Origin of the sequence: Kerstersia sp., assembly GCF_052103615.1 — a bacterium.
GTDB lineage: Bacteria > Pseudomonadota > Gammaproteobacteria > Burkholderiales > Burkholderiaceae_B > Kerstersia.
Window position 1 is genome coordinate 26,178 of the sequence record NZ_JBQEKA010000009.1, and the last position, 23,830, is coordinate 50,007.

The 23,830-nt window shown below is 64.1% G+C and carries 20 protein-coding genes; 10 read left to right on the forward strand and 10 right to left on the reverse strand.

Annotated features, from left to right (window positions below; translation table 11 throughout):
• Together phoR and phoB are read right to left on the reverse strand one after the other, a co-directional pair.
• Complete coding sequence (gene phoR / locus ACTJGZ_RS04180; RefSeq protein WP_441661723.1) at positions 1–1,302, reverse strand: phosphate regulon sensor histidine kinase PhoR; 1,302 nt, start codon at positions 1,300–1,302, stop codon at positions 1–3.
• A gap of 73 nt (positions 1,303–1,375) precedes the next feature.
• A complete protein-coding gene (gene phoB, locus ACTJGZ_RS04185; RefSeq protein ID WP_441661691.1) occupies positions 1,376–2,074 on the reverse strand; it encodes a phosphate regulon transcriptional regulator PhoB in 699 nt (232 codons plus the stop codon).
• A gap of 314 nt (positions 2,075–2,388) precedes the next feature.
• Here phoB and ubiE point away from each other — a divergent pair, with 314 nt between their 5' ends.
• The 5 genes from ubiE to rfaE2 all read left to right on the forward strand — a co-directional run bounded on the left by ubiE (position 2,389) and on the right by rfaE2 (position 7,666).
• On the forward strand, positions 2,389–3,186 hold the full coding sequence (gene ubiE / locus ACTJGZ_RS04190) for a bifunctional demethylmenaquinone methyltransferase/2-methoxy-6-polyprenyl-1,4-benzoquinol methylase UbiE (RefSeq protein ID WP_441661692.1): 798 nt from the start codon (positions 2,389–2,391) through the stop codon (positions 3,184–3,186).
• Positions 3,187–3,607: 421 nt separating this feature from the next.
• Positions 3,608–4,594 (forward strand): Tim44 domain-containing protein, encoded by a 987-nt coding sequence (locus tag ACTJGZ_RS04195; RefSeq protein WP_441661693.1) that lies wholly within the window; start codon positions 3,608–3,610, stop codon positions 4,592–4,594.
• Positions 4,595–4,876: 282 nt separating this feature from the next.
• A complete protein-coding gene (locus tag ACTJGZ_RS04200; protein WP_441661694.1) occupies positions 4,877–5,524 on the forward strand; it encodes a ubiquinone biosynthesis accessory factor UbiJ in 648 nt (215 codons plus the stop codon).
• A complete protein-coding gene (gene ubiB / locus ACTJGZ_RS04205) occupies positions 5,521–7,074 on the forward strand; it encodes a ubiquinone biosynthesis regulatory protein kinase UbiB (protein ID WP_441661695.1) in 1,554 nt (517 codons plus the stop codon). The genes ACTJGZ_RS04200 and ubiB overlap by 4 nt, the downstream gene beginning before the upstream one ends.
• A gap of 94 nt (positions 7,075–7,168) precedes the next feature.
• Positions 7,169–7,666, forward strand: a complete 498-nt coding sequence (gene rfaE2 / locus ACTJGZ_RS04210) for a D-glycero-beta-D-manno-heptose 1-phosphate adenylyltransferase (protein ID WP_441661696.1) — start codon at positions 7,169–7,171, stop codon at positions 7,664–7,666.
• A gap of 127 nt (positions 7,667–7,793) precedes the next feature.
• On the opposite strand, the gene ACTJGZ_RS04215 is transcribed toward rfaE2, so the two are convergent.
• From ACTJGZ_RS04215 to thiC, 5 genes are all read right to left on the reverse strand, one after another.
• A complete protein-coding gene (locus ACTJGZ_RS04215; protein WP_441661697.1) occupies positions 7,794–8,474 on the reverse strand; it encodes a protein-L-isoaspartate O-methyltransferase family protein in 681 nt (226 codons plus the stop codon).
• A 123-nt stretch (positions 8,475–8,597) separates the two neighbouring features.
• Positions 8,598–9,443 (reverse strand): bifunctional hydroxymethylpyrimidine kinase/phosphomethylpyrimidine kinase, encoded by an 846-nt coding sequence (gene thiD / locus ACTJGZ_RS04220; RefSeq protein ID WP_441661698.1) that lies wholly within the window; start codon positions 9,441–9,443, stop codon positions 8,598–8,600.
• Between the two features lie 8 nt (positions 9,444–9,451).
• Positions 9,452–10,255 (reverse strand): thiazole synthase, encoded by an 804-nt coding sequence (locus ACTJGZ_RS04225; RefSeq protein WP_441661699.1) that lies wholly within the window; start codon positions 10,253–10,255, stop codon positions 9,452–9,454.
• A 49-nt stretch (positions 10,256–10,304) separates the two neighbouring features.
• Positions 10,305–10,844, reverse strand: a complete 540-nt coding sequence (locus ACTJGZ_RS04230) for a YaeQ family protein (RefSeq protein WP_441661700.1) — start codon at positions 10,842–10,844, stop codon at positions 10,305–10,307.
• A gap of 175 nt (positions 10,845–11,019) precedes the next feature.
• Entirely contained in the window at positions 11,020–12,936 is a 1,917-nt protein-coding gene (gene thiC / locus ACTJGZ_RS04235; RefSeq protein ID WP_441661701.1) for a phosphomethylpyrimidine synthase ThiC, read from the reverse strand.
• Between the two features lie 509 nt (positions 12,937–13,445).
• Between thiC and ACTJGZ_RS04240 the strand changes: the two genes are divergently transcribed.
• From ACTJGZ_RS04240 to ACTJGZ_RS04250, 3 genes are all read left to right on the forward strand, one after another.
• Positions 13,446–14,771, forward strand: a complete 1,326-nt coding sequence (locus tag ACTJGZ_RS04240; RefSeq protein ID WP_441661724.1) for a dicarboxylate/amino acid:cation symporter — start codon at positions 13,446–13,448, stop codon at positions 14,769–14,771.
• 130 nt (positions 14,772–14,901) lie between these two features.
• Positions 14,902–17,028: a sensor histidine kinase gene (locus tag ACTJGZ_RS04245; RefSeq protein WP_441661702.1), complete on the forward strand. Its 2,127-nt coding sequence runs from the start codon at positions 14,902–14,904 to the stop codon at positions 17,026–17,028.
• Positions 17,025–18,395 carry a sigma-54-dependent transcriptional regulator gene (locus tag ACTJGZ_RS04250; RefSeq protein ID WP_441661703.1) on the forward strand — a complete coding sequence of 457 codons (1,371 nt, stop codon included), beginning with the start codon at positions 17,025–17,027 and terminating at the stop codon, positions 18,393–18,395. Before ACTJGZ_RS04245 ends, ACTJGZ_RS04250 begins: the two co-directional genes overlap by 4 nt.
• Positions 18,396–18,421: 26 nt before the next feature.
• Here the strand turns inward: ACTJGZ_RS04250 and ACTJGZ_RS04255 are convergent, their stop codons facing one another.
• Both ACTJGZ_RS04255 and ilvA read right to left on the reverse strand, forming a co-directional pair.
• Entirely contained in the window at positions 18,422–19,663 is a 1,242-nt protein-coding gene (locus ACTJGZ_RS04255) for a glycerate kinase type-2 family protein (RefSeq protein WP_441661704.1), read from the reverse strand.
• Between the two features lie 58 nt (positions 19,664–19,721).
• Positions 19,722–21,230, reverse strand: a complete 1,509-nt coding sequence (gene ilvA / locus ACTJGZ_RS04260; protein ID WP_441661705.1) for a threonine ammonia-lyase, biosynthetic — start codon at positions 21,228–21,230, stop codon at positions 19,722–19,724.
• A gap of 107 nt (positions 21,231–21,337) precedes the next feature.
• Here ilvA and ACTJGZ_RS04265 point away from each other — a divergent pair, with 107 nt between their 5' ends.
• Both ACTJGZ_RS04265 and pdxY read left to right on the forward strand, forming a co-directional pair.
• Positions 21,338–21,928, forward strand: a complete 591-nt coding sequence (locus ACTJGZ_RS04265; RefSeq protein WP_441661706.1) for a YqaA family protein — start codon at positions 21,338–21,340, stop codon at positions 21,926–21,928.
• 233 nt (positions 21,929–22,161) lie between these two features.
• Positions 22,162–23,001 (forward strand): pyridoxal kinase, encoded by an 840-nt coding sequence (gene pdxY / locus ACTJGZ_RS04270; protein ID WP_441661707.1) that lies wholly within the window; start codon positions 22,162–22,164, stop codon positions 22,999–23,001.
• Positions 23,002–23,064: 63 nt separating this feature from the next.
• Here pdxY and ACTJGZ_RS04275 read toward each other — a convergent pair whose 3' ends face one another.
• The gene (locus tag ACTJGZ_RS04275) at positions 23,065–23,697 is read right to left on the reverse strand and encodes a LysE family translocator (protein ID WP_441661708.1); all 633 of its coding nucleotides are present in this window, start codon (positions 23,695–23,697) and stop codon (positions 23,065–23,067) included.
• Between the last annotated feature and the right edge of the window lie 133 nt (positions 23,698–23,830).

Below are 23,830 nucleotides of genomic sequence, written 5' to 3' on the forward strand. Positions count from 1 at the left end.
TCAGGTGTTGACGAGGGTGCGGTCGGGCGGAAATACGAGCGAGAAAGTGCTGCCTTGGCCAGGTTTGCTTTCAATGCGGAGTTCGGCATCGTGCCGCATGGCGATATGTTTGGTGATCGCCAGCCCCAGGCCGGTGCCGCCGACGGCGCGCGAGCGGCCGCGGTCCACGCGGTAAAAGCGTTCGGTCAGGCGCGGGATATGGGCGGCGGCGATGCCGATGCCGGAATCCCGGACACTGTACTGGGCGCCGCCGTCGGGCAGGCGGTGCCAGGAGACATGGATGCTGCCGTGATCCGGGGTGTAGCGCACCGCATTGGTCAGGAGATTGCTGAAAGCCGAACTGAGCTCGGTTTCAGCGCCCAGCAGCGCCAGGTTCTCGTCAATCTGCCATGAAAAGGCGTGGCGGCCTGCGGACAGCCCTTCGGCCTGCAGGCGGGCGGCGTCGATCAAGTCGGTGGCCGAGACTTCCTGCGGGTCGGCAGAGGGCGAGGATTCCAGCGTGGACAGAGTCAGCAGGTCGGCCACGATGGTTTGCATGCGCTGGGCCTGCTCGTGCATCAGGGACAGGTAGTAATCCCGCTGCTCGGGCGTGATGGCGTCGGCGGGCAGATCCTGCAATGTTTCCAGAAAACCGCTCAGTACGGTCAGGGGGGTGCGCAACTCATGCGAAACGTTGGCCACGAAGTCGCGCCGCGTGGTTTCGAGCTTTTCGATCTGCGTGACGTCACGCGTGATCAGCAGGCGCTGATCGCTGGCATAAGCGGCCAGCTGCATCATCATCAGACGTTCCTGGCCTTCACGCGCCAGGCGCACCAGAATCGGTTCCGGCCATTCTTCCTGTTGTGCGTAGGCAACGAATTCAGGTTCGCGCAGCAAATTGAGCAGGTATTGGCCCTGGTCGGCGGGCAGCCTCAGGCCCAGGTGGCGGCGCGCCATGCGGTTGCACCATTCGATGTGCAGGCTTTCATTGAGGGTGACGGCGCCGTCGGGCAGGGCTTGCGCAGCGGCAATCATGCCTTGCAGCATGCGCTGGTTTTCCTCGAACTCACGAATGCGGCGGCGCTGGTAGCGGTACAGCATGGCCGCGCTTTCGTCGAGCACGCCCAGGGCGTAGGGCGGCGCGCTTTCCGGGGTTTTGAGCCATTGCGAAAAACGCTGGATCTGGCGCGCCAGGCGGAACGTCTGCAAACCGGCGCCGCAGGCGAACACCAGCATGCCGCTGTTGCCGCCCAGGCGCCAATGCACCAGTGCAGCGACCGCAGCCCAGGCAAGCAGGGTGGCAAGCGTGCGTATCCAGATCATAGTGGCGTCCATTGTCGCACTGCCGCCGCGCCATGGCGCGGCGGCAGTGCGTTTGCCGGCTCAGGCCCGGCTTTTAGTGGCTGGTGATCTGATTGGTGAAGCGGTAGCCGCTGCCGCGCACGGTTTCCACGTGGGCGTCGTGGCTGGAAGGCTCAAGCGCTTTGCGCAGGCGGCGGATATGCACATCCACCGTACGCTCTTCGACGAACACGTGATCGCCCCAAACCTGGTCGAGCAGCTGGGCGCGGGAAAAAACGCGCTCGGGGTGGGTCATGAAAAAGTGCAGCAGGCGGAATTCCGTGGGGCCGATGTGCAGCGCCTTGCCGTTGCCGGTCAGGCGGTGGGTCACAGGGTCCAGGCGCAGGCCGGCGACGTCGATGACGTCATCGGTGAGCTGGGGCGCGCGGCGGCGCAAGACCGCCTTGATGCGCGCCATGAGCTCCTTGGGCGAGAAGGGCTTGGTGATGTAGTCGTCGGCGCCCGCTTCCAGGCCATCCACCTTGTCCTGCTCGGAGCCTTTGGCGGTCAGCATGATGATGGGGACGCTGCGGGTGCGTTCGTCGGCACGCAGGGCACGCGCCATGCTCAGGCCGGACGCGCCGGGCAGCATCCAGTCGAGCAGAATCAGGTCGGGCAGCTCGGCGCGGATCAGGGTATGCGCTTGTTCAACATTGAACGCGCGCAGCACCTTGTGTCCGGCAAAGGACAGATTGACGGCGATAAGCTCCTGGATGGCAGGTTCATCTTCAACCACGAGAATAGTGCTGGACATGGCAATCAGGCAGTAAGGAAAAGGCGCCGTATGGCGGGGACATTGCCATAATATGGCGGCAATGTTTCAGGTCTGTGACTGCGCGCGGGATCCGCCAGGCGATGTTGCGCTGGTCTGTCCGCCCGCGCCGCCGGAGCACGCATCCGCCGCGCACACTCAGTGCGCGCCCTTGGTGCACATCCTTGGTCCGTCTCTCAAGCATGCCTCCTCAGTGTGTATCCCTCATGCGCCGGGAAGCGAAAATCGTCGCCAGCGGGCGCGAATTGCGTCATGCAAATACTTCCTGCCGTCATGGAATCGGCTACGATATCGGCATGAGCGAAAAACAGATTTCCCCCGCCCCAACGGACGCTGGCACGGCCCCCGGCGCCGTGGATCCGACCACGCACTTCGGCTTCGAGACCGTCGCCGAGCATGACAAGGCGCGCCGGGTCGCCGGTGTGTTCCATTCGGTAGCCAAGCGCTATGACGTCATGAATGACATGATGTCCGGGGGCCTGCACCGTGTCTGGAAGATCTTCACGGTTGGCCGCGCCGCGATCCGTCCCGGCATGAAAGTGCTGGATATCGCGGGCGGCACCGGGGATCTGGCCCGCGCTTTTGCGCGCCGCGCCGGCCCGCAGGGCGAAGTCTGGCTGACGGATATCAATGACTCCATGCTGTCGGTCGGCCGCGACCGCATGATGGATAGCGGCCTGGTGCTGCCTGTCGCCGTCTGCGACGCCGAGAAACTGCCGTTCCCCGATGCTTACTTTGATCGTGTCAGCGTGGCCTTCGGCCTGCGCAACATGACGCACAAGGATGCCGCGCTGGCCGAAATGCGTCGCGTGCTCAAGCCGGGCGGCAAGCTGCTGGTGCTGGAATTTTCGCGCATTGCCAAGCCGCTGGAACCGGCCTATGACTGGTATTCCTTCAATGTGCTGCCGCGCCTGGGCAAGGTGATTGCCAAGGACGAGGAAAGCTACCGCTATCTGGCGGAATCCATCCGCATGCACCCGGACCAGGAAACCCTGGCGCAGATGATGCGTGACGTGGGCCTGTCGCGGGTGCGCTATTTCAATCTGACCGCCGGCATTGCAGCGCTGCACGAAGGCGTGCGCCTGGAAGATTGAGCGCTGGCGCCTGTGCGCGCCTGCCGCCAGTTCCGGCTTGGCTGTAACGCAGTAACACGAGTTTTTCCGCCCTGTCTTGCCGGGCCGCCCGGCTTCGCTTACGCTGGGCCTTCAGGGCGGCACCGTCTGGTGCCTGAAGCCGGGCAGGGTGTTGTGAATTGGCCCGCTGATTACAGCTCTGGCAAAAATATTAAGCTTCTAGTAAGCTTTGTCCATGTCCCCCAGCAAACGGGGGGTGGAACCGTTGTTGGCAGATGCAGCCCGCGCTTGCATCACAGTATCCGCAACCGGCCCAGCAGGGTTCCGCCATATCGCTCGCAGGCGCGTGCGCCCATTCTGGGCCATGCTGGCCAGACGCAGCGTGGGGGTGTTCTACAGTCGGCCGCACTAGGTGCGGCGGGCCAATACGGGGAAATTGTCCATGTCTCGACGTTTTACGAAATTCTGTGCTGCTGCAGTCATCGCCCTGACCGGCGTTGCCATGCTGGGCACGTCCTTTGACGCCGACGCACGCCGCATGGGTGGCGGCGGCAGCTTTGGCCGTCAGTCCAGCAATGTCATGCAGCAACGCCAGGCGGTCACGCCGCCGGCAGCCAATACCGGCGCCAATACGGCGCGTTCGGCTGCGGCTCCGGCCGCGGCGGGCGCTGCCGCAGGCGCGGCCACGCGCAGCGGCATGTCGCGCTTCCTGGGCCCGATCGCCGGCATTGCCGCCGGTTTGGGTCTGGCAGCCCTGCTGTCCAGCATGGGCCTGTCCGGCGCCCTGCTTGAATTCCTCTCCAGCGCGCTGTTGATCGGCGTGGTCGTGTTCGCCATTATGTTCATCGTGCGCCGTCTGCGCGGCGCGGGTGCTGGTGCCGGTGCGCGTCCCGCCATGCAGGGCGCGGGTGCCGGTGGCCGGGGCAATCAACAGGCAGCCCCGATGTGGCGTGAATCCGCGCAACCGGCAGCGGCGCCTGCCGCGGCTCCTGTGGCCGCTGCTGCGTCCAGCGTTGCGCCCGCCGCGGCGGCAGCGCCGGTGGATCCCAGCTGGTTCATTCCGGCGGATTTCGATACGCATGCCTTCCTGCAGAACGCCAAGGCTCAGTTTGTCGCGATTCAGAAGCTTTGGGACAGCGGCGATGTCGAGTCCCTGCGCGAATATCTGACGGACGACCTGCTGGCGGAGCTGCGTTCGCAGATTACGGCCAACGCCGGCGGCGTGACCACGGTGGTGCTACTCAATGCCGAGCTGCTGGGCGTGGAACAAGTGTCTGGCGGCCACCTGGCCAGCGTGCGCTTCTCGGGCATGCTGCGTGAGGAAGCCGGCGCCGAAGCGTTCCGTTTTGAAGAGGTCTGGAACCTGTTCAAGAGCGAAGAGGGCGGCTGGATGCTGGCAGGCATTCAGCAAATGAACGTCGCCCAGTAATTGTCTGTCGGCCGTCTTGCCTCCTGCCGCCAGGCAGGGCGGGCAGGGCGTGAGCTGCCGGGATCAGACCACCCGCTTTGATAGGCGTGTGGCGCGATGCTTCTCAAGCCCTGGCGGGGAGTTTCCCCGCCAGGGCTTTTTGCTGCGCTGTCATGGGCTGACGCAGGTCTGCGGCGCGGGTCTGCTGGTTCCGGCATGTGCAGGATGGCCAAAGCCGTTAAACTGCTTGCTGTAATCAAGACCCTCACGACTCATTCGGGCGGCAAGCCCAGGATTGCCTTCATGTTGCCAGCATTCTTGCCTCATCCTGTCGAACTGGCTGTCAGGGCGTTCAACGCGCTGACAGCGCAGGAACCCTGGGCCCGAGAAAAATTGGCGCGCCACAGCGGCAAACGGATCACCCTGGTTGCAGGGGGAATGCGCGCCGTGTTTCTGGTGGCGCCAGATGCCTGCCTGGAGTTTCTCGAAGATGAGGATGGCGCTGCGTCCGAGGTCATCCTGACCTTACCGCTGGAACGGCTGGCGCTGCCGCGTCCTGGCGTGAGCCAGCCGCCGCTGGCGGAAATCATGCATATATCAGGCGAAGCCGGCCTGGCGCAGACCTTGGCCGAACTGGCGCGCGGCCTGCGCTGGGATGCGGAGGATGCGCTGTCCCGCTGGATCGGTGACGTGCCTGCGGTGCGCCTGGTCGCGGGTGCCCGCCAGTTGCGGCGCGGCCTGCGTGATTTCATGCAGCGTCTGGCAGGCAATACGGCCGAGTATCTGTCCGAGGAAACCGGGACGGTGCTGGGCGCTTCGCAATGGCGGCAGTGGCAGCTGGACCGCATGCAGGTGGAGCAGCAGATCGACGGCGCCGCCGCCCGGGCGGATGCCCTGCTGCGCCGTTTGGCCCGCCTGGAATCTAGCGCTGGCCGGAGGGGCAGTCTGTGAATTCGATGTTTCGCCTCTGGCGTATTCTGTTTGTTTGCCTGCGTTACCGCCTGGATGAAATCGTGCTGTCCGGCCTGCAATTCCGCTGGGCGCGCATTGCCTTGCGCTGCGTGCGTTTCGGGCGTCCGCCGAGCCAGCCCAGGGCGGTGCGCCTGCGCTTGGCGCTGGAGGCGCTGGGGCCGATTTTCGTCAAGTTCGGGCAAGTGCTTTCGACCCGGCGGGATCTGATCGCCCCCGACTTCGCCGAAGAATTGGCGCGTTTGCAGGATAAAGTGCCGCCTTTCCCGTCCGAATTGGCGGTGGCGTCCATAGAAAAAGCGCTGGGAGCGCCGCCGACGCAGCTGTTCGCGGAATTTGAAATGACGCCGGTGGCGTCGGCCTCGGTGGCACAGGTGCACTTTGCCGTCCTGCACAATGGCAGGGAAGTGGCAGTGAAAGTGTTGCGTCCGGGCATGCGTAAAATCATCGACCAGGATCTGGGCCTGATGCGCCGCCTGGCTACCCTGCTGGAACGCGTCTCGGGGGATGCGCGCCGCCTGAAGGCGCGTGAGGTGGTGGGCGAGTTCGATAAATACCTGCATGACGAACTGGATCTGCTGCGCGAGGCGTCCAATTGCAGCCAGTTGCGCCGTAATTTCTCGGTCGATAGCGTGCGGGCCAGCCAGTTGATCGTGCCGGAAGTCTTCTGGGACTACACCTCGTCCACCGTGTTCACGATGGAACGGATGCGCGGTATCCAGGTGAGCAAGGTCGAAGCCTTGCGGGCGGCGGGCGTGGATTTGCCGACGCTGGCGCGTACCGGCGTGGAAATCTTTTTTGCCCAGGTCTTTGATGACGGCTTTTTCCATGCCGACATGCATCCGGGCAACATCTATGTGTCCGATCAGCCGGAGACGCTGGGCCGCTATATTGCGCTGGATTTCGGCATTGTCGGTTCACTGTCGGATTTCGACAAAAATTACCTGGCGCTCAATTTCCTGGCGTTTTTCCAGCGCGACTACCGCCAGGTTGCCAAGCTTCATATCGAGTCAGGCTGGGTTCCCGCCGATACCCGCGAAGAAGAGCTGGAAGGGGCTGTGCGCGCCGTGTGCGAACCGCACTTTGACCGCCCGCTGGCGGAAATTTCACTGGGTCAGGTGCTGTTGCGCCTGTTTCAGACCTCGCGCCGCTTCAATATGGAAGTGCAGCCGCAGCTTGTGCTGTTGCAGAAAACCCTGCTCAATGTCGAAGGCATGGGGCGCGAGCTGGATCCTGGCCTGGATCTCTGGAAAACGGCCAAGCCTTACCTGGAACGCTGGATGCACCGCCGCATGGGCTGGCGCGGCCTGAAGGAAAAATTGCAGCAGGAAGCAGGGCGCTGGGCGCAGACGCTGCCGGAATTGCCGCGCCTGGTGCATGAAAACCTGGCGCGGCCCGACCGCATGCCCGCTTTGCTGGAAGAAACCCAGCGCCTGCGCAAGGCCAGGGAAACCGGCAATCGCTTGCTGGCCGTGCTGATCGGGGTGCTGGCCGTCGCGCTGGCGGTGGGGCTTTGGGCCCTGACTCGCTGAGCCGCCGCTGACCCCCGCCAGCCTCCCGCTGGCCTCCTTGAGCCGTTTTGCCGGCTGCCGCAGCGTGCCGCGGCAGGCCCAACAGGAATGACACATGACCATCCGTTTTGAAACGAAAATCTGGACTCGCGACGCCTGCATAGAGGCGGCGCGCCAGGGGCGCCTGCCCCGGCCGCTGGTGTTCACCAATGGCGTGTTCGATATCCTGCACCGGGGGCATGTGAGCTATCTGGACGAAGCCGCGCAGTTGGGCGCGACGCTACTGGTGGCGGTCAATAGCGATGCATCAGTGCGTGGGCTGGGCAAAGGGGATGAACGGCCTTTGAACAGCCAGGAAGACCGCATGGCCATGCTCGCGGCGCTGGCCAGTGTGGATGCCGTGACCTGTTTCGGGGAACAGACTCCCCAGGCGCTGATCGAGGCGCTGCGGCCCGATATCATCGTCAAGGGCGGCGATTACGATATGGAAGTGCTGCCCGAAACGGCAGCGGTACGCAGCTGGGGCGGTAAGGCCGTGGCGATTCCGTTCGCGCATGACCGCTCTACCACCCAGCTGGTACGGAAAATCATGGCGGCGGCCAAGCATAGCTGACCGTCATGGTCGTGGCGGCACGGCGTGAAAATGGGCATGAAAAAGCCACCCTGCTTATGTCGCGGGGTGGCTTTTTTGCTGGGCGGTCAGGGGCGCCCGGGCGGGCGCCCGGCAGCCCGTGTCACATTCAGAACTTGAACTTGGACACTGTCGCGCCGCGCAGCGGCTTGATGATGGTTTCGAACAGCGGTTCGGTTTCGAAGGTGGCTGCCGTGGTGCGCGTGATGCGACAGGCTGTCATGACCGGGTGCTGGCCGACGATAGCGACCAGGCGGCCGCCGATACGCAGCTGATATTTCAGCGCGTCCGGCACGACAGGCACGGAGCCCGTCAGCAGGATGGCGTCGTATTCGGTGGAGCCCCAGCCGGAGCGGCCATCGCCGGTTTCGACTTTGACGTTGCCAACCTGATTCTGCTGCAGGTTCTGCTGCGCGAAGGCCGCCAGGCGCGGGTCGATTTCCACGGACAGCACCTGTTGGCCGAGACGGCCCAGCAGTGCGGCCTGGAAGCCGGAGCCGGTGCCGATCTCGAGAATACAGTCGCTGGGTTTGAGATCCAGCGCCAGGGCCAGGCGCGCCTCGATCTTGGGCGCCAGCATGACCTGATTGCTGTCGATGCCGTCAATGACCAGCGGGATTTCCAGGTCGGAGAAGGCCAGCGCGCGCTGGGCGGCGGGCACGAACTGTTCACGGCGCAGCGCGTAGAGCGCGTCCGACAGCGTTGCGTCCAGCGGCACCCAGGGACGGATCTGCTGTTCGATCATGTTGAAGCGAGCTTGCTCGAGGGCAGGCAGGTTTGCAGCGTTCATAGCGTGATTGCGTCCAATGCAGGCGGCGCGAAGGAGGCCGCGCCAATGCGGGGAATGTAAAAGACCTCCCGATTGTACCGGTTGGGATGGGCCAATGGGGAGGGCAGGCATGGTGCCGCTGGGTTACCACCAGGCGTGGAAGTGGTGTACCGGCCCCTGGCCGTTGCCGATATTGAGGCGGTCGGCTTGTTCCAGCGCCGTCATCAGGTAGGCCTTGGCGCGGCGTGCGGCATCGGGGACATCCGCCGTTTGCGGCAGCAGCGCAGCCAGTGCGGCGGATAGCGTGCAGCCCGTGCCGTGGGTGTTGCGCGTGCCGATGCGCCGTCCCGGCAGTTCTATCATCACGTCGCCATCGTGCAGCAGGTCAATGGTGTCGTCCCCGGGCAGATGGCCGCCCTTGAGCAGTACCCAGCGGTGGCTGCTGGTATCCATCAGCCTGCGCAGCTTTTCGGCCACGCGGCGCATATCCCGCACGTTTTCGACGGCGCTTTGTTCCAGCAGCACGCCGGCTTCCGGCAGGTTCGGGGTAATGATGGTCGCCAGCGGCAGCAAGGCTTCACGCAGCGCGCCTACGGCATCGGTTTCCAGCAGCATGTCGCCGCTCTTGGCGACCATGACGGGGTCGAGCACCAGATGCGGCACCGGGCGCGCGGCCAGCTTTTCCGCGACGATTTCCGTGACGCGGCGCTGGCCCAGCATGCCGATTTTGGCGGCGTCGATGCGGACATCATCGAACAGCGTGTCGATTTGCTGGCCGACAAACGCCGGATCGACCGGCAGAATGCCGGTGACGCCTTGCGTGTTTTGCGCGGTGAGGGCCGCGATGACGCCGCAGCCATAGGCGCCCAGCGCGCTCATGGCCTTGACGTCGGCCAGCACGCCGGCGCCGCCGGAAGGATCGACGCCAGCAATGGTCAGGGCGTGCGGGGCAGAGCCGGGCTGGCGTGCTGGCGGGGCGGTACGGATCATGTTCTACCTCATTTACGGGTCGGGGTCAGCAGGCCTTCCGTGGGCGAGCTCGGGTCGGCGCTGTAGAACTTGCGCGGCATGCGGCCAGCCAGATAGGCGTCGCGGCCGGCTTCCACGGCCAGGCGCATGGCGCGCGCCATGCGCACCGGTTCGCGGGCGCCAGCAATGGCGGTATTCATCAAGACGGCGTCGCAGCCCAGTTCCATCGCCACCGTCGCATCCGAGGCCGTGCCCACGCCCGCGTCAACAATGACGGGAACGCGCGACTGGTCGATGATGAGACGCAGGTTCCAGGGGTTCAGAATCCCCATGCCGGAACCGATCAGCGAGGCCAGCGGCATGATGGCCACGCAGCCGATGTCTTCCAGCATGCGGGCCTGGATGGGGTCGTCCGCGCAGTAAACCATGACCTTGAAGCCGTCCTTGACCAGGGTCTCGGCGGCCTTCAGGGTTTCAGGCATATTGGGGAAGAGATTCTGGGCATCTCCCAGCACTTCGAGCTTGACCAGGTCATGGCCGTCGAGCAGTTCACGCGCCAGGCGCAGGGTGCGCACCGCGTCGTCGGCGGTATAACAGCCGGCGGTATTGGGCAGCAGCGTGAATTGCGAGGGCGGCAGGTAGTCCAGCAGGTTAGGGGCGGAGGGATCCTGGCCGATGTTGATGCGGCGGATCGCCAGCGTCACGATCTGCGCTCCGCTGGCGTCGATGGCCTCGCGGGTTTGCTGGAAGTCGGCGTACTTTCCTGTGCCCACCAGCAGGCGGGAGCTGAATTCGCGGTCGCCGATGCGCAGGATATCTTGTTGTTCGCTCATGATCGTCAGGGGTATGTGGGGTCGTTGAAAGGGGCAGGAGCGCCAGGCCTCAGGCGGGGGTGATGTCCACCGTGGCTTCGCCGGCTTCGGCGGATACCCAGGCAGCACTATCCTGAATATTAATGTTGAGGGACATACTGCGGCGCGCCAGGTCAGCCAGCGTGGCGGTGGCGTCGGCGGGCAGCAGGTAAACGCGCAGCTTGCCTTCGGCTTTGCGCAGCTTGTTGCGCACACCGCTCCACCAGAGCGGCGCGTTGCGGCCATAGGCATAGACGATAACTTCGTCGGCGCGGCCGCAGGCCTTGAGGATCCGGCGTTCGTCCGGCGTGCCGACTTCGATCCAGGTTTGTACCGAACCGGTCAGGTCCAGGCGCCAGAGTTCCGGTTCATCGGCTTCGCTCAGGCCGCGGGTGAAACGCAGGTTTTCGTCAGCATCGGCATTCAGCGCATAGGCCAGCAGCCTGACCATCAGGCGCTCATCGGTTTCGGACGGGTGCCGGGCCAATGTCAGTGAGTGGCTGCCGTAGTAGGCGCGGTCGTTGTCAGCGACGTTGAGATCGGTTTTGTAAATGATTGCGGGCAGGGCCATGGGGAATGCAGCGTGGAAAAGGGGAACCGGAGAAACCGGCGCGTGCCTGGCGGTACGCCTTGCGGTGAAACAGGCATTGTAGGCACAGGTGCCGGGCCATGCTCGCTGCAATGCAGCAAGCATGGCCCGGGCAGGGTGCGGCAAGGCCGGCATCCGGGTAGCCCAGGCGTGTCCGTCAGACGGTTTGATAGATTTCCGCGCCGCGCGCGCGGAATTCGACCGCCTTCTCCTGCATGCCGGCCGCCAGCGCTTCCTTGCCCGCTTCCAGCCCCTGGCGCTGTGCGTATTCACGCACGTCCTGGGTGATTTTCATGCTGCAGAAGTGCGGCCCGCACATGGAGCAGAAGTGCGCGACCTTCATGGAGTCCTTGGGCAGGGTTTCGTCGTGGAATTCGCGTGCCGTGTCAGGATCCAGCCCGAGGTTGAACTGGTCTTCCCAGCGAAACTCGAAGCGCGCCTTGGACAGGGCATTGTCGCGGATGGCCGCGCCAGGGTGCCCCTTGGCCAGATCGGCGGCATGGGCGGCAATCTTGTAAGTGATGATGCCGTCCTTGACGTCCTTCTTGTTGGGCAGGCCCAGGTGTTCCTTGGGGGTGACATAGCACAGCATGGCCGTGCCGTACCAGCCGATCAGCGCCGCGCCTATGCCCGAGGTGATGTGGTCGTAGCCCGGCGCGATATCCGTGGTCAGCGGCCCCAGGGTGTAGAACGGCGCCTCATGACAGTGCTCCAGCTGCAGTTCCATGTTTTCGCGGATCATCTGCATGGGCACGTGGCCCGGGCCTTCGATCATCACCTGGACGTCGTGCTTCCAGGCGATTTGCGTCAGTTCGCCCAAGGTCTTCAGCTCCGCGAACTGGGCTTCATCGTTGGCATCGTAGGCCGAGCCGGGGCGCAGGCCGTCGCCCAGCGAGAAGCTGACGTCGTACGCCTTCATGATGTCGCAGATATCCTCGAAGTGCGTGTAGAGGAAGCTTTCCCGGTGGTGGGCCAGACACCATTTGGCCATGATGGAACCGCCGCGCGACACGATGCCCGTCATGCGGTCGGCCGTCATGGGGATGAACGGCAGGCGCACGCCAGCGTGGATGGTGAAGTAGTCCACGCCCTGTTCGGCCTGTTCGATCAGCGTATCGCGGAAGATTTCCCAGGTCAGGTCTTCGGCCTTGCCATTGACCTTTTCCAGCGCCTGGTAAATGGGCACGGTGCCGATGGGGACAGGGGAATTGCGGACGATCCATTCGCGCGTTTCATGGATGTTCTTGCCGGTGGAGAGATCCATGACGGTGTCCGCGCCCCAGCGGATCGCCCAGGTCATTTTCTCGACTTCTTCGCTGATGCCGGAACTCACGGCCGAGTTGCCGATATTGGCGTTGATCTTCACCAGGAAGTTGCGGCCGATCAGCATCGGTTCAATTTCGGGGTGATTGATGTTGGCCGGCAAAATGGCGCGGCCCCTGGCGATTTCGTCACGCACGAATTCCGGCGTGATGCTGCCCGGAATGCTGGCGCCGAAACTTTGGCCGGGGTGCTGGCGCAGCAGGCGGCGCGCCATTTTTTCGCCTTCCGGGCCGCTGGCGCGCAGCGTTTCGATGGTTTGCTCACGCCGCAGGTTTTCGCGGATGGCCGCGAATTCCATTTCCGGTGTGACGATGCCGCGCCGCGCATAGTGCATCTGCGTGACATTGGCACCGGCCAGCGCGCGCCGCGGCGGGCGCTGCAGGCCGAAGCGCATCTCGGCCAGCTTGGGGTCGCGCAGGCGTTCCTGGCCATAGACGCTGCCAGGCCCGTCGAGCTGTTCGGTATCACCGCGTTCGGCAATCCAGCCGGCCCGCAGGGCGGGCAGGCCCTGGCGGATGTCGATCTGAGCGTCCGGGTCGGTGTAGGGGCCGCTGGTGTCATACACCGTCAGCGGCGGGTTCTCCTCTCCGCCGAAAAGTGTCGGTGTGCGCTCCTGGGTGATTTCCCGGAAAGGGACACGGATGTCGGGCCGTGAACCTGTCTGGTAAATCTTGCGGGATTGGGGCAGCGGCGCGATGGCAGCCGCATCGACCTGGGCCGTGGCGGCCAGGAAGTTGGCTTTTTGATTCAAGGTGAAGCTCCATGAAGAAAGGTTCGTGGAGCCGATAAGGAAGGATACCGACGGCCAAAGAAAGCCCGGCATACGCTCCCAGCATCGGCATTATCCGTACTGGTACGAAGGGACTCTCTCAACAATCCTGCCCAGGGAGGGCGGCGGAATGTACCCCTGCGTGGCTGGCAGTATAAGCGCAGGACGCTGGCGAGGGAAACCCGGCGGCTGCGGGCCGCGCTGTTCGGATTGCCGGACGGTTTCTTCCGGGGTTTGTTCGGATATCCGAATTCCGTGTGTGGCCGGTGCAAGAGAAACGCATTTTTTTCAAAGGCTTGGCTTTTTTCCCGCCAGGCGGAAAGCTGGCACGGCGCTTGCTTGGTATCTGTGTCCGGTCACGGCCGGTATTTACAGGTGGAGAGAAAACAATGACGACACGCTATAGCGCAAACCCCACTGCACAACCGCATGCAGCCGACCCCAGCAGTGCCCAGCATGATGCCGGCGCTGCGCCGGGCAAGAAACCGAAGATGAACCGGCTGACCCAGTGGATACTGATTGCCCTGGTGGTGGGGATCGGTGTGGGCTATGCCTGTCACTTGCTGGCAGACGGCCCGGCACAGGCCAAGGCCATTGCCGCTTATTTCTCCATGCTGACCGAACTGTTCATGCGGATGATCAAAATGATCATTGCCCCGCTGATTTTCGCGACGCTGGTGGCCGGTCTGGCCAGCATGGGCGATGGCCGGGCGGTGGGGCGCATCGGCGGCAAAGCGGTAGGCTGGTTCATGATGGCCTCTTTTATTTCCCTGCTGCTGGGGCTGCTGTTTGCCAATCTGCTGCAGCCGGGCGCGAACGTTGGCGTGCCTTTGCCCGATGCGCATGCCAGTTCAGGCCTGAGCACTGGCGCCTTGAACCTGCATGATTTTCTGCTGCATGTGGTGCCGCGCAATTTCGTCGAGGCCATGGCCAACAATGAAATTCTGCAAATTCTGGTGTTCGCCGTCTTTTTCGGCCTGGCGCTGGGGCATTTGCGTGACCGCACCTCGCTGGTGCTGGCGCAATCCATTGAAGGCCTGGTGCCGGTGATGCTGCGCGTCACCAATTACGTCATGCGCTTTGCGCCCCTGGGTGTGTTTGGCGCAGTGGCCAATATCATCACCACGGAAGGCCTGGGTATTCTGCTGGTCTATGGCCGCTTCATGCTGTGCTTTGCCATTGCGCTGGTCGCGCTCTGGATTGTGCTGATCAGCGCAGGTTTCATGGTGCTGGGGCGCGATGTTTTCCGCCTGGTGCGAGCGGTGCGCGAGCCTATGCTGCTGGGCTTTTCGACTGCATCCAGCGAGGCGGCCTATCCGCTGGTGATGGAAAAGCTGGAAGCGTTCGGCGTGCGCAAGCGCCTGATCGGTTTTGTGCTGCCGCTGGGCTATTCCTTCAACCTGGATGGCTCGATGATCTACACGACTTTTGTCGCGCTTTTCATTTCACAGGCCTACGATATTCCGCTGTCGCTGCAGCAGCAATTTCTGATGCTGCTGGTGCTGATGGTGTCGAGCAAGGGGATTGCCGGCGTGCCGCGCGCTTCCCTGGTGGTGGTGGCGGCCGTGCTGCCCATGTTCGGTTTGCCGGAGGCGGGCATTCTCTTGATTCTGGGGATAGATCACTTCCTGGACATGGGGCGCAGCGCGACCAACGTGCTGGGTAACACCATTGCCACGGCCGTGGTGGCCAAGTGGGAAAACGGGCTGGGCGGGCCGGATGAGGCGCAGGCCGATGGCCTGGAAGACGAGGCGGCGGATCTGGCGGCTGCCGCGCCGGCGGCAGGCATGGTCCCGGACCCAGAACGAGCCGCCTGATGCGGCTTCCCGGAGGGCGGGCGTCTGGGCGCCGCGGCTCAGGCAGAGCCTATGCGCCAGACGGGCGGGGGCGTGCGCGGCGAGTGGCTCTGCTATGATGTTTCGAGCGTTTCCATTCTGGATCGACCTGATGCCCGTCTCCCGTTTTTTCCGCAAATTGGGGCTGTTATTGCCAGGGATCGCGCTGCTGTCTGCGCTGGCGGGCTGGGCCGGTTATCGCCATAGCCTGAGCGTAGATCTGGATGCCCTCCAGCACGCTGGCCAGGGCCGCGTGGCCCTGTATGCCGCCAGCCTGGAGCGGCAAATCGACAAATATGCATTTTTGCCCGCCACCTTGGCGCTGGAGCGTGACGTCGGCTTGCTGCTGGCCCCGCCGCCGCCGGTGTCTGGCCTGCCTGGCCGTTCCTCTGCCCCTGGGGCGGATAGGCCGGCGCCGCCCGTGCCAGAGCGGCCGGAGCCTCTTGCCGCTGATGCCGAGGTTGCTGTCGATACCTATACCGATACTGATGCGGATGTCGATGTTGCTGTCGATGCCGATACTGATGCTGATGTTGCTGCCGATGCCGCTGCAGAGGCTGAGGTTCAGACCGATGTTCTGACAGATGCTCTGGCCGATGTTCAGGCCGATGCTCTGGCAGATGCTCTGGCCGATGGCGCTGCTGGTCCCGCAGCAGCGCGGGACAGCGGGGACGTGAGCCTGTCGGTCAACCGTTTCCTGGAGAGTTTGAATCAGCTGGCCGGGACGCGGGTGATCTATGTGCTGGATAAACAGGGCAAGGTCCTGGCAAGCAGCAACTGGCAGGCGCCTGATAGTTTCCTGGGTGAAGATTTATCCTATCGCAACTATTTCCGCGAAGCGGCAGCAGGACGGGCCGGGCGCTTTTTCGGTGTCGGCACGACGCGCGGCGATCCCGGTTATTACCTATCGTCTCCGCTTTATGAAGCGGGCCAGGTGGCAGGGGTGGCGGTGGTCAAGATCGGGCTGGAGCAGTTGGAGCAGTCCTGGCGCAGCGTCGATGTGCCCGTGCTGGTGACCGATGCCAATGGCATTGTCATCCTGACCTCTTCACCAGCCTGGAAGTTTGCCGCCATGCAGGATCTGACGGACGGCGAACGCGCCCGTTTGCGCACGTCCCTGCAGTATTTCGAGCAGCCGCTGGCGCCCTTGGGGCTTGAGCAAGAGGCTGTTTTGCCTGAGGGCGCGCAATTGGTCCGCTTGCCGCCAGCAGCGGGTGCGCCTGACCCGGGGCCAGTGTATCTGGCGCAGGCGCAGCCGCTGGGCGAAACCGGCTGGACCTTGACGGTTTTTTCACCGGCGGGGCAACTGGCCTGGATGGCCTGGACACGCGCCGCATTGGCGGCAGCGGCCACGGCCTTGCTGTGCATTCTGTTGCTGCTTTGGCAGCAGCGCCGCGCGTATTTGCGTGAGCGCCTGCAAGCGCGCGAAGCCCTGCAACGGGCGCATGACGAGCTGGAACGCAAAGTTGAGGAACGCACCCTGCATCTGCGCGCGGCCCAGGATGAGCTGGTGCACGCAGGCAAGATGGCGGTGATCGGCCAGCTGTCGGCAGAATTGGCGCATGAGCTGAGCCAGCCGCTGGCGGCGCTGCGCACGCTGTCGGGCAATGCCGGGCGTTTCATGGAGCGCGGGGATCTGGACGCAGCCCGGGGCAATCTTGAGCGCATCGGTACGCTGGTCGATACCATGGGCGGCTTGACCAGCCGGCTCAAGCTGTTCGCGCGCAAATCCGATGGCGCGCCGCAGCCGGTCGATGTCCGCCGCACGATAGACAATGCGCTCTTTTTGCTGGAGCCGCGTTTGCGCCAGGTCGGGGCTGGTATGCGCATGGTGATTGCTGGCGGTGTGGTCGCATTGTGCGATGCCAACCGGCTGGAACAAGTCCTGGTCAACTTGATTGGCAATGCCTTGGATGCCGTTGAAGGGCTGGCGGCGCCTGCTGTGCGTATCAGCGCCAAGCGCGATGGCGGCCGGGTGCGCATCGAGGTGGCGGATAACGGGCCGGGCCTGCCCGAAGAGGTGCTGACGCATTTGTTCGAACCCTTTTTCACGACCAAGGAAGCGGGGCGCGGACTGGGGCTGGGGCTGGCGATATCGGCCGGTATCGTGCGTGATTTCGGCGGCAGTCTGAGTGCTGCGGCGGCAGCATCTGGCGGCGCTTTGTTCGTCGTGGATCTGCCTGCGGCGCCATCGGCCCCATCGGCCCCATCGGCCCCGGCAAAGGAAAATGCAACATGAAAAGCGCTGCCGCGGCGGAGGCAGCACTGAGCGTGCTGCTGGTCGAGGACGATGAAAATGTCCGTCTGGGCTGTGTGCAGACGCTGCAGCTGGCTGATATTGCCGTCGAAGCGGTCGCGAGCGCCGAACAGGCCTTGCGGCGTCTGGAGGCTGGCGCCGCGCCGGGCCTGGTCGTCACCGATATGCGTTTGCCGGGTATGGATGGCATGGCGCTGCTGCGCCAATTGCAGGGGCAGGATGCCGAATTGCCTGTCATCCTGATGACTGGACATGGCGATGTGGCGCTGGCGGTGCAGGCCATGAAAGACGGCGCGCACGATTTCATTGAAAAACCCTTTGCCCCGGATTACCTGGTCGAATTGGTACGGCGGGCGCAGGAGCATAGGCGCCTGACGCTGGAGGTGCGCGCCTTGCGGGCGTCGCTGCAGAACCGCGACACGATAGAGGCGCGCATTCTGGGCGATTCCGAACCCATGCGGCGCGTGCGGCGGCTGGTCGGCGAGCTGGGCAACAGTGAGGCCGATGTGCTGATCCACGGCGAAACCGGGACCGGCAAGGAGTTGGTGGCGCGTTGCCTGCATGAGGCCAGCGCGCGGCGCCAGGGCAATTTTGTCGCCATCAATTGCGGCGGTTTGCCTGAGCATCTGTTCGAGAGTGAAATCTTCGGCCATGAAGCTGGCGCTTTTACCGGCGCAGGCCGGCGCCGTATCGGGCGTATCGAACATGCCAGCGGTGGCACGCTGTTCCTGGATGAAATCGAAAGCATGCCGATGTCCATGCAGGTCAAGCTGCTGCGTGTTTTGCAGGAACGCACGCTGGAGCGCCTGGGGTCCAATACGCCGGTGATGGTCGATTGCCGCGTCATTGCCGCGACCAAAGTGGATTTGCTGGCGCTGGCAGAGAGCGGCGGTTTCCGTGCCGACCTGTATTACCGCTTGAGCGTGGCGACGCTGCCTCTGCCGCCGTTGCGCGAGCGGCGGGAGGATATCGGCATACTATTCGAGCATTTCGCCTTGCAGGCAGCCAGCCGCCATGGGCGTGAACCGTTGATGCAAGAGGCAGGCCGCCTGCGCAGCATGATGGCGTATCACTGGCCGGGCAATGTCCGTGAATTGCGCAATGCGGCAGAACGCTGCGTGCTGGGGATTGCGGCGGGTTTTCCGCCATTCTCCGACGCCGCCGGGGCAGAGGATGGCGGGGCGCAGGAACGGCCGCTGGCACAGGCGGTGGCGGATTTTGAACGGGCTTTGATCATCGAAGCCTTGCGCCGCTATGACAACAGCCTGACGCGCGCCAGCGCGGCATTGCAGGTGCCCAAGACCACCTTGCACGACAAACTGCGCAAATACGGCTTGAGCCTGTCCTGAATAGAACGGGCGGCCTGCGCCCAACCCTAGCGCGGCGTGCCGGTGCCGGGCGTTTCCGGCAGGATCAGCACGGCGCGGAAATCATTGACGTTGGTCAGGGTGGGGCCGGTAATGACGCCGTCGCCCAGGCATTCGAAGAAATGGTGCGCGTCGTTGCCGGCCAGGCTGGCAACCGGGTCCAGCCCCATGGTGCGGGCGCGTGCCAGCGTATCGGGGGTGATGCAGGCGCCCGCGACCGGCTCCTGGCCGTCCACGCCATCGGTATCGGCGGCCAGTGCATGAATGCCGGGGGTGCCGCGCAGCGCCAGCGCCAAGGCCAGCAGAAACTCCACATTGCGTCCGCCGCGCCCCTGACCGCGCAGGGTCACTGTCGTTTCACCGCCGGACAGCAGCACGCAAGGCGCCGGGAAGGGGTCGCCATGATGGCGGCATGACAGCGCCATGCCGGCCATGACGCGCGCGACTTCACGCGCCTCACCCTCGATGGCGTCGCCCAGTATCCAGGCTGGAATACCTGCTGCCTGCGCCGCCTGCGCGGCGGCTTGCAGCGCCAGCCGCGGGGTCGCAATCAGATGCGTGACGATGTCCGGCAGGGCCGGGTCGCCGGGTTTGTGGGTTTCTGCCGCCGGCGACATGAGTACCTGTTTCAGCGCGTCGGGCAGGTCGATGCCATAGCGTTGCAACACCGCCAGCGCTTGCGCGCGGCTGCTGGCATCGGGCACTGTCGGCCCGGAGGCGATATCGGCGGGGTCATCGCCCGGCACATCGGAAATCAGCAGATTGACGACCCGCGCCGGATAGCAGGCTGCGGCCAGCCGGCCGCCTTTGATGGCGGACAGATGGCGGCGCACGCAATTCATTTCCGAAATGGATGCGCCGCTGGCCAGCAAAGCGCGGTTCAGCGCCTGCTTGTCTGCAAGAGAAACACCGGGCAGCGGTGCGGCCAGCAGGGCGGAGCCGCCGCCGGAGAACAGGCCGATGACGAGGTCGTCAGGGCCGAGTCCGGCCACGCAGTCGAGCACGCGCTGCGCGGCGGCGGCGCCCGAGCTGTCGGGCACAGGGTGGGCGGCTTCGATAATTTCGATCTGGCGGCACGGAACGGCATGGCCGTAGCGCGTGACCACCACGCCTTCCAGCGGGCCGTCCCAGGCCTGGGCGCGCAAGGCGGCAATATAGGGCGGCAGGCAAAGGGCCGGGTCGGCGGCCGCAACCGCTGCGCCGAACCATTCGCGCAGCAGTTCGTTGATGCGGGAGTCGGAACGGGGCATGGCGGTGGCTCGCAGAAGGCCAGCGCTGTCCGGCCGCCGGGCCGGACAGCGGCAGGGGTTACAGGAACAAGCGGTAGGCCGGATTGTCCGTTTCGTTGGCGTGCGGATAATCCAGCGCCTTCAGGAATTCACGGAAGGCCTTGCGGTCTGCGCTGGGCACCTGAATCCCGATCAGCACGCTGGCCGCATCACCGCCCTGGTTGCGATAGTGGAACAGACTGATATTCCAATCCGGCTGCATGGCCGCCAGAAAGCGCATCAGGGCGCCGGGGCGCTCAGGGAAGTCGAAGCGGTACAGCAGTTCATCGGTGGCTTGGGCCGATTTGCCGCCCACCATATGCCGCAAATGGGTTTTGGCCAGTTCATTTTGCGTCAGGTCGAGAATGTCGAAGTCGTGCTTGCGCAGATTGACGGCCAGTTTTTCCGCTTCGGCGGGCGAACTGACTTGCAGGCCGACAAAGACATGGGCGCGGTCGCTGTCTTCCATGCGGTACTTGAACTCGGTCACGGCACGGTCGCCCAGCAGCTCACAGAAGCGGCGGAAACTGCCGCGCTGTTCGGGCATGCTGACGGCAAACAGGGCTTCGCGCTGTTCGCCGATGGCCGTGCGTTCGGCCACGAAGCGCATGCGGTCGAAATTCATATTCGCGCCACAGGCAATCGTGATGAGCGTCTTGTTCTTCAGCTTGCGTTCGGCGGCATATTTCTTGGCCGCCGCCAGCGCCATGGCACCGGCGGGTTCGAGCACGCTGCGGGTTTCGGTGAAGACGTCTTTCAGCGCGGCGCAGATTTCGTCGGTATCGACGACGATGAATTCATCGACGACTTCGCGAGCGATGCGGAACGTTTCCTGGCCGACCTGTTTGACGGCCGTGCCATCGGAAAACAGGCCGACGTCCGTCAGCGTGATGCGTTTGCCTGCCTGCACGCTGCGCAGCATGGCATCGGAATCGACGGTTTGCACGCCGATGACCTTGATTTCCGGGCGCAGCGCCTTGATGTAGGAACCCACGCCGGACACCAGGCCGCCGCCGCCGATGGCAACGAAGACTGCCTCGATCGGGCCGGGGTGCTGGTGCAGGATTTCCATGGCCACCGTGCCCTGGCCGGCGATGACATCCGGGTCATCGAAGGGGTGCACGAAGGTGAGCTTCTGTTCTTTTTCCAGGCTCAGCGCATGCTGGTAGGCATCGGAATAGCTCTCGCCTGCCAGGACCACTTCCGCGCCATGCGCCAGGACGGCATCTACCTTGATGCGCGGTGTCGTCACTGGCATGACAATGACGGCGCGACAGCCCAGCTTGCGCGCGGACAAAGCAACGCCCTGGGCGTGATTGCCGGCAGAGGCCGCGATCACGCCGCGCGCCAGCGCGGCCGGGGACAGATTGGCAATCTTGTTGTAGGCGCCGCGCAGCTTGAAGCTAAAGACTTCCTGCATGTCTTCGCGCTTGAACCAGACCTTGTTCTGAATTCGCTCTGAAATCAGCGGGGCGTATTCCAGCGGCGTTTCCACCGCGACGTCATAGACCTTGGATGTCAGGATGCGTTTCAGATAGTCGGTATTCATGATTGTCGGCGCTCGGCCTGGGTGCGTTGAGAAAATAGAGACAGGAAACCGTTCAGAGTAGCACAGGGCTTCCTAAGCGTTGACAGTGGTTCTTGTAAACTGCGCCGATGGAAAGCGCCCTGATGTCCGCCATTAACAGCCTGCTGGCGATGTTCGCATTGCCGCAGGTCGGGCTGAGCGCGATTTTCATTGTCAGCCTGGTGTCGGCAACCTTGCTGCCGCTAGGGTCGGAACCGGTGGTTTTCGGGTATCTGAGCCTGACGCCGCACATGTTCTGGCCCGCCGTGCTGGTGGCGACGCTGGGCAATACCATAGGCGGCGCGATTTCCTACGCCATGGGCCTGGGGGCGCGCAAGGCCGTGGTGCGCTGGCGGCGCCGCAAACGGCTGGCGGCGGGCGGGGCGCCAGGCTCGCCCGCGCTGGCGGCAGAGACTGCCGGGCAGGATGAGCCATCGGCCCCGGGCCGGGTCGGACGCTGGGAGCTGCGGGCGCGCAACTGGATGCGGCGTATCGGGCCGCCCGCGCTGCTCTTGTCCTGGTTGCCAGCCGTTGGCGACCCGCTGTGCGCGGCGGCCGGCTGGCTGCGCTTTTCCTTTTGGCCGTGTGTGGTTTATATGGCGATAGGGAAGTTCTTGCGCTATGTTCTGATGACAGCGTTTCTGTTGTGGGTCTCGGGTCAGGCATTGCCTGGATGGTGATGCCCAGGCAGCGGGGGCGTTGGCCGCTTGCCTGTTTGCCGCGTCGTTTTTTCGCTGCGTTCAGGGTCATGCCGGCGGGGGACTCAACATGCGGCCCGGCAAAGGCGTATGATGAATGTTTCCCTTGGTTACAGTGCGTGCGTCGGCTCGTGTCTGGCCCAGCGGCCTGACTGGCGGCACGCTTTTTGCTTTTAGCGTTTTGCTTTTAGCGCCTCTTCCGTACGCTGCTTTCCATGAAAACTGTCGTCTCCATACAGTCGCAACTGGTGTTTGGCTATGCCGGCAACAGCGCGGCCGTGCCTGTTCTTCAGTCTGCCGGATTGACGGTCTATCCGGTGCCGACAACGCTGCTTTCCAATACGCCGCATTATCCCGATTTGACCTCTATGCCGGTGCGCGCGGAGGATGTCCGCGCGCTGTGCGAAGGGCTGTCCAAACGGGTCGAAGCCCGTCAGCTGGACGTTGTGCTGACAGGCTGGATGGGCAGCGCAGCCATTGTGCATGAGGTCGCGCAGTGGCTGGCAGAGCTGAAGCGCCGCCATCCTGGCCTGCTGTATGTGTGTGATCCGGTCATGGGCGACAGCCAGAAAGGCCTGTATGTCGATGCGGCCTGTGCCGAAGCGATTGCCGCCGAGCTGGTGCCGCTGGCCGATGTGCTGACGCCCAACACGTTCGAATTGCAGCGCCTGGTGCCGGAGCAGGACACCCTGGCCGGGCGCATTGCCGCGCTGAGCGGCGAACGCCAGCGCATTATTGTGGTCAGCAGCGTCCCGGACGAGACGCAGGGCGGTATCGTGAATATCGTCGGGCGTGGCGATGATGTCTGGCAGGTGCGCACCCCGCGCCTGGATGTGGACTTGAGCGGCACCGGGGACGTCATGACGGCGCGTTTCCTGATTTCCCTATTGCGCGGGACGGCGCTGGAAGTCGCTTTGGCCGACTCCGTGAGCGGCGTCTATGCGGTCATCGAACTGGCGGCAGCCACGGATGCCCATGAAATGCCGCTGACGCAGGCCATGCCGGCCATTCAGCTGCCGACGCGCCGCTTTCCGGCGACACGCAGGCAGCATTGATGCGACGCAGGCCCCCCCGCCCCGCCCGCCGGGCCAGGGGGGCCGGGGCAGCCATGCCGCAGCCTATACCGTCAATGACGTCAGGATGGGATAGAGCGATAGCACCAGCAGCAAGGCCATGCCCAGATTGAAGCAGCGGACCGCCAGCGGTGCGGTCAGCACACGCCGCAAGGCAGTCCCGCAGAGCGTCCATACGCTGATGCACGGCAAATTGACGAGGCCGGACAGCAGGGTTGCCGCCGCCAGATTGACGAAGAAATTCTGTTGCGGCACATAGGCCGCGATGGCGCCCACGACCATGATCCAGGCCTTGGGGTTGACCCATTGGAACAGCAAGGCCTCCATGAGGGTCATGGGGCGGCCGCGCTGGCTGGTATGCTCCATGCCGCCAGCCGTGGCGATGCGCCAGGCCAGATAGAGCAGGTAGGCGGCCCCGGCATAACGCAGGGCTGTATAAATCCACGGGAAGTTCAGAAACAGGCTGCCCATGCCGGCGCCGACCAGTATCAGCATGCTCATCATGCCCAGGCTGATGCCCAGCATATGGGGCACGGAACGGCGGAAGCCGAAGTTCAGGCCGGAAGCCGCCAGCATGACATTGTTGGGGCCAGGCGTGATGGACGAGGCAAACATGAATAATGCCAGCGAGCCGGCCAGTGCCGGTGCCATCAGGTCAGTGGGAAGAGGGGCATGCATATCGGTATCCTGCGCGGCTGTCTGCGCGGTGTTGGGAGGCTTTGGGCGGGGCCGGAAAAGAGCGGCTGGCCGGTCTGCGCAAGTGCGGATCCGGCGTGAGACAAACTTTACGCAGTAATATCTGTACAGTACC

Coding starts and splice junctions, on each gene's coding strand:
- ACTJGZ_RS04245 (WP_441661702.1), top strand. CDS start 14,902: ATGCCCGTCTCCCGTTTTTTCCGCAAATTGGGGCTGTTATTGCCAGGG.
- ilvA (WP_441661705.1), bottom strand. CDS start 21,230: ATGAATACCGACTATCTGAAACGCATCCTGACATCCAAGGTCTATGAC.
- phoR (WP_441661723.1), bottom strand. CDS start 1,302: ATGATCTGGATACGCACGCTTGCCACCCTGCTTGCCTGGGCTGCGGTC.
- ubiE (WP_441661692.1), top strand. CDS start 2,389: ATGAGCGAAAAACAGATTTCCCCCGCCCCAACGGACGCTGGCACGGCC.
- ACTJGZ_RS04275 (WP_441661708.1), bottom strand. CDS start 23,697: ATGCATGCCCCTCTTCCCACTGACCTGATGGCACCGGCACTGGCCGGC.
- ACTJGZ_RS04215 (WP_441661697.1), bottom strand. CDS start 8,474: ATGAACGCTGCAAACCTGCCTGCCCTCGAGCAAGCTCGCTTCAACATG.
- ACTJGZ_RS04255 (WP_441661704.1), bottom strand. CDS start 19,663: ATGCCCCGTTCCGACTCCCGCATCAACGAACTGCTGCGCGAATGGTTC.
- ACTJGZ_RS04225 (WP_441661699.1), bottom strand. CDS start 10,255: ATGAGCGAACAACAAGATATCCTGCGCATCGGCGACCGCGAATTCAGC.
- pdxY (WP_441661707.1), top strand. CDS start 22,162: ATGAAAACTGTCGTCTCCATACAGTCGCAACTGGTGTTTGGCTATGCC.
- ACTJGZ_RS04240 (WP_441661724.1), top strand. CDS start 13,446: ATGAACCGGCTGACCCAGTGGATACTGATTGCCCTGGTGGTGGGGATC.
- ACTJGZ_RS04250 (WP_441661703.1), top strand. CDS start 17,025: ATGAAAAGCGCTGCCGCGGCGGAGGCAGCACTGAGCGTGCTGCTGGTC.
- phoB (WP_441661691.1), bottom strand. CDS start 2,074: ATGTCCAGCACTATTCTCGTGGTTGAAGATGAACCTGCCATCCAGGAG.
- ACTJGZ_RS04230 (WP_441661700.1), bottom strand. CDS start 10,844: ATGGCCCTGCCCGCAATCATTTACAAAACCGATCTCAACGTCGCTGAC.
- ACTJGZ_RS04195 (WP_441661693.1), top strand. CDS start 3,608: ATGTCTCGACGTTTTACGAAATTCTGTGCTGCTGCAGTCATCGCCCTG.
- ACTJGZ_RS04200 (WP_441661694.1), top strand. CDS start 4,877: ATGTTGCCAGCATTCTTGCCTCATCCTGTCGAACTGGCTGTCAGGGCG.
- thiD (WP_441661698.1), bottom strand. CDS start 9,443: ATGATCCGTACCGCCCCGCCAGCACGCCAGCCCGGCTCTGCCCCGCAC.
- rfaE2 (WP_441661696.1), top strand. CDS start 7,169: ATGACCATCCGTTTTGAAACGAAAATCTGGACTCGCGACGCCTGCATA.
- ACTJGZ_RS04265 (WP_441661706.1), top strand. CDS start 21,338: ATGGAAAGCGCCCTGATGTCCGCCATTAACAGCCTGCTGGCGATGTTC.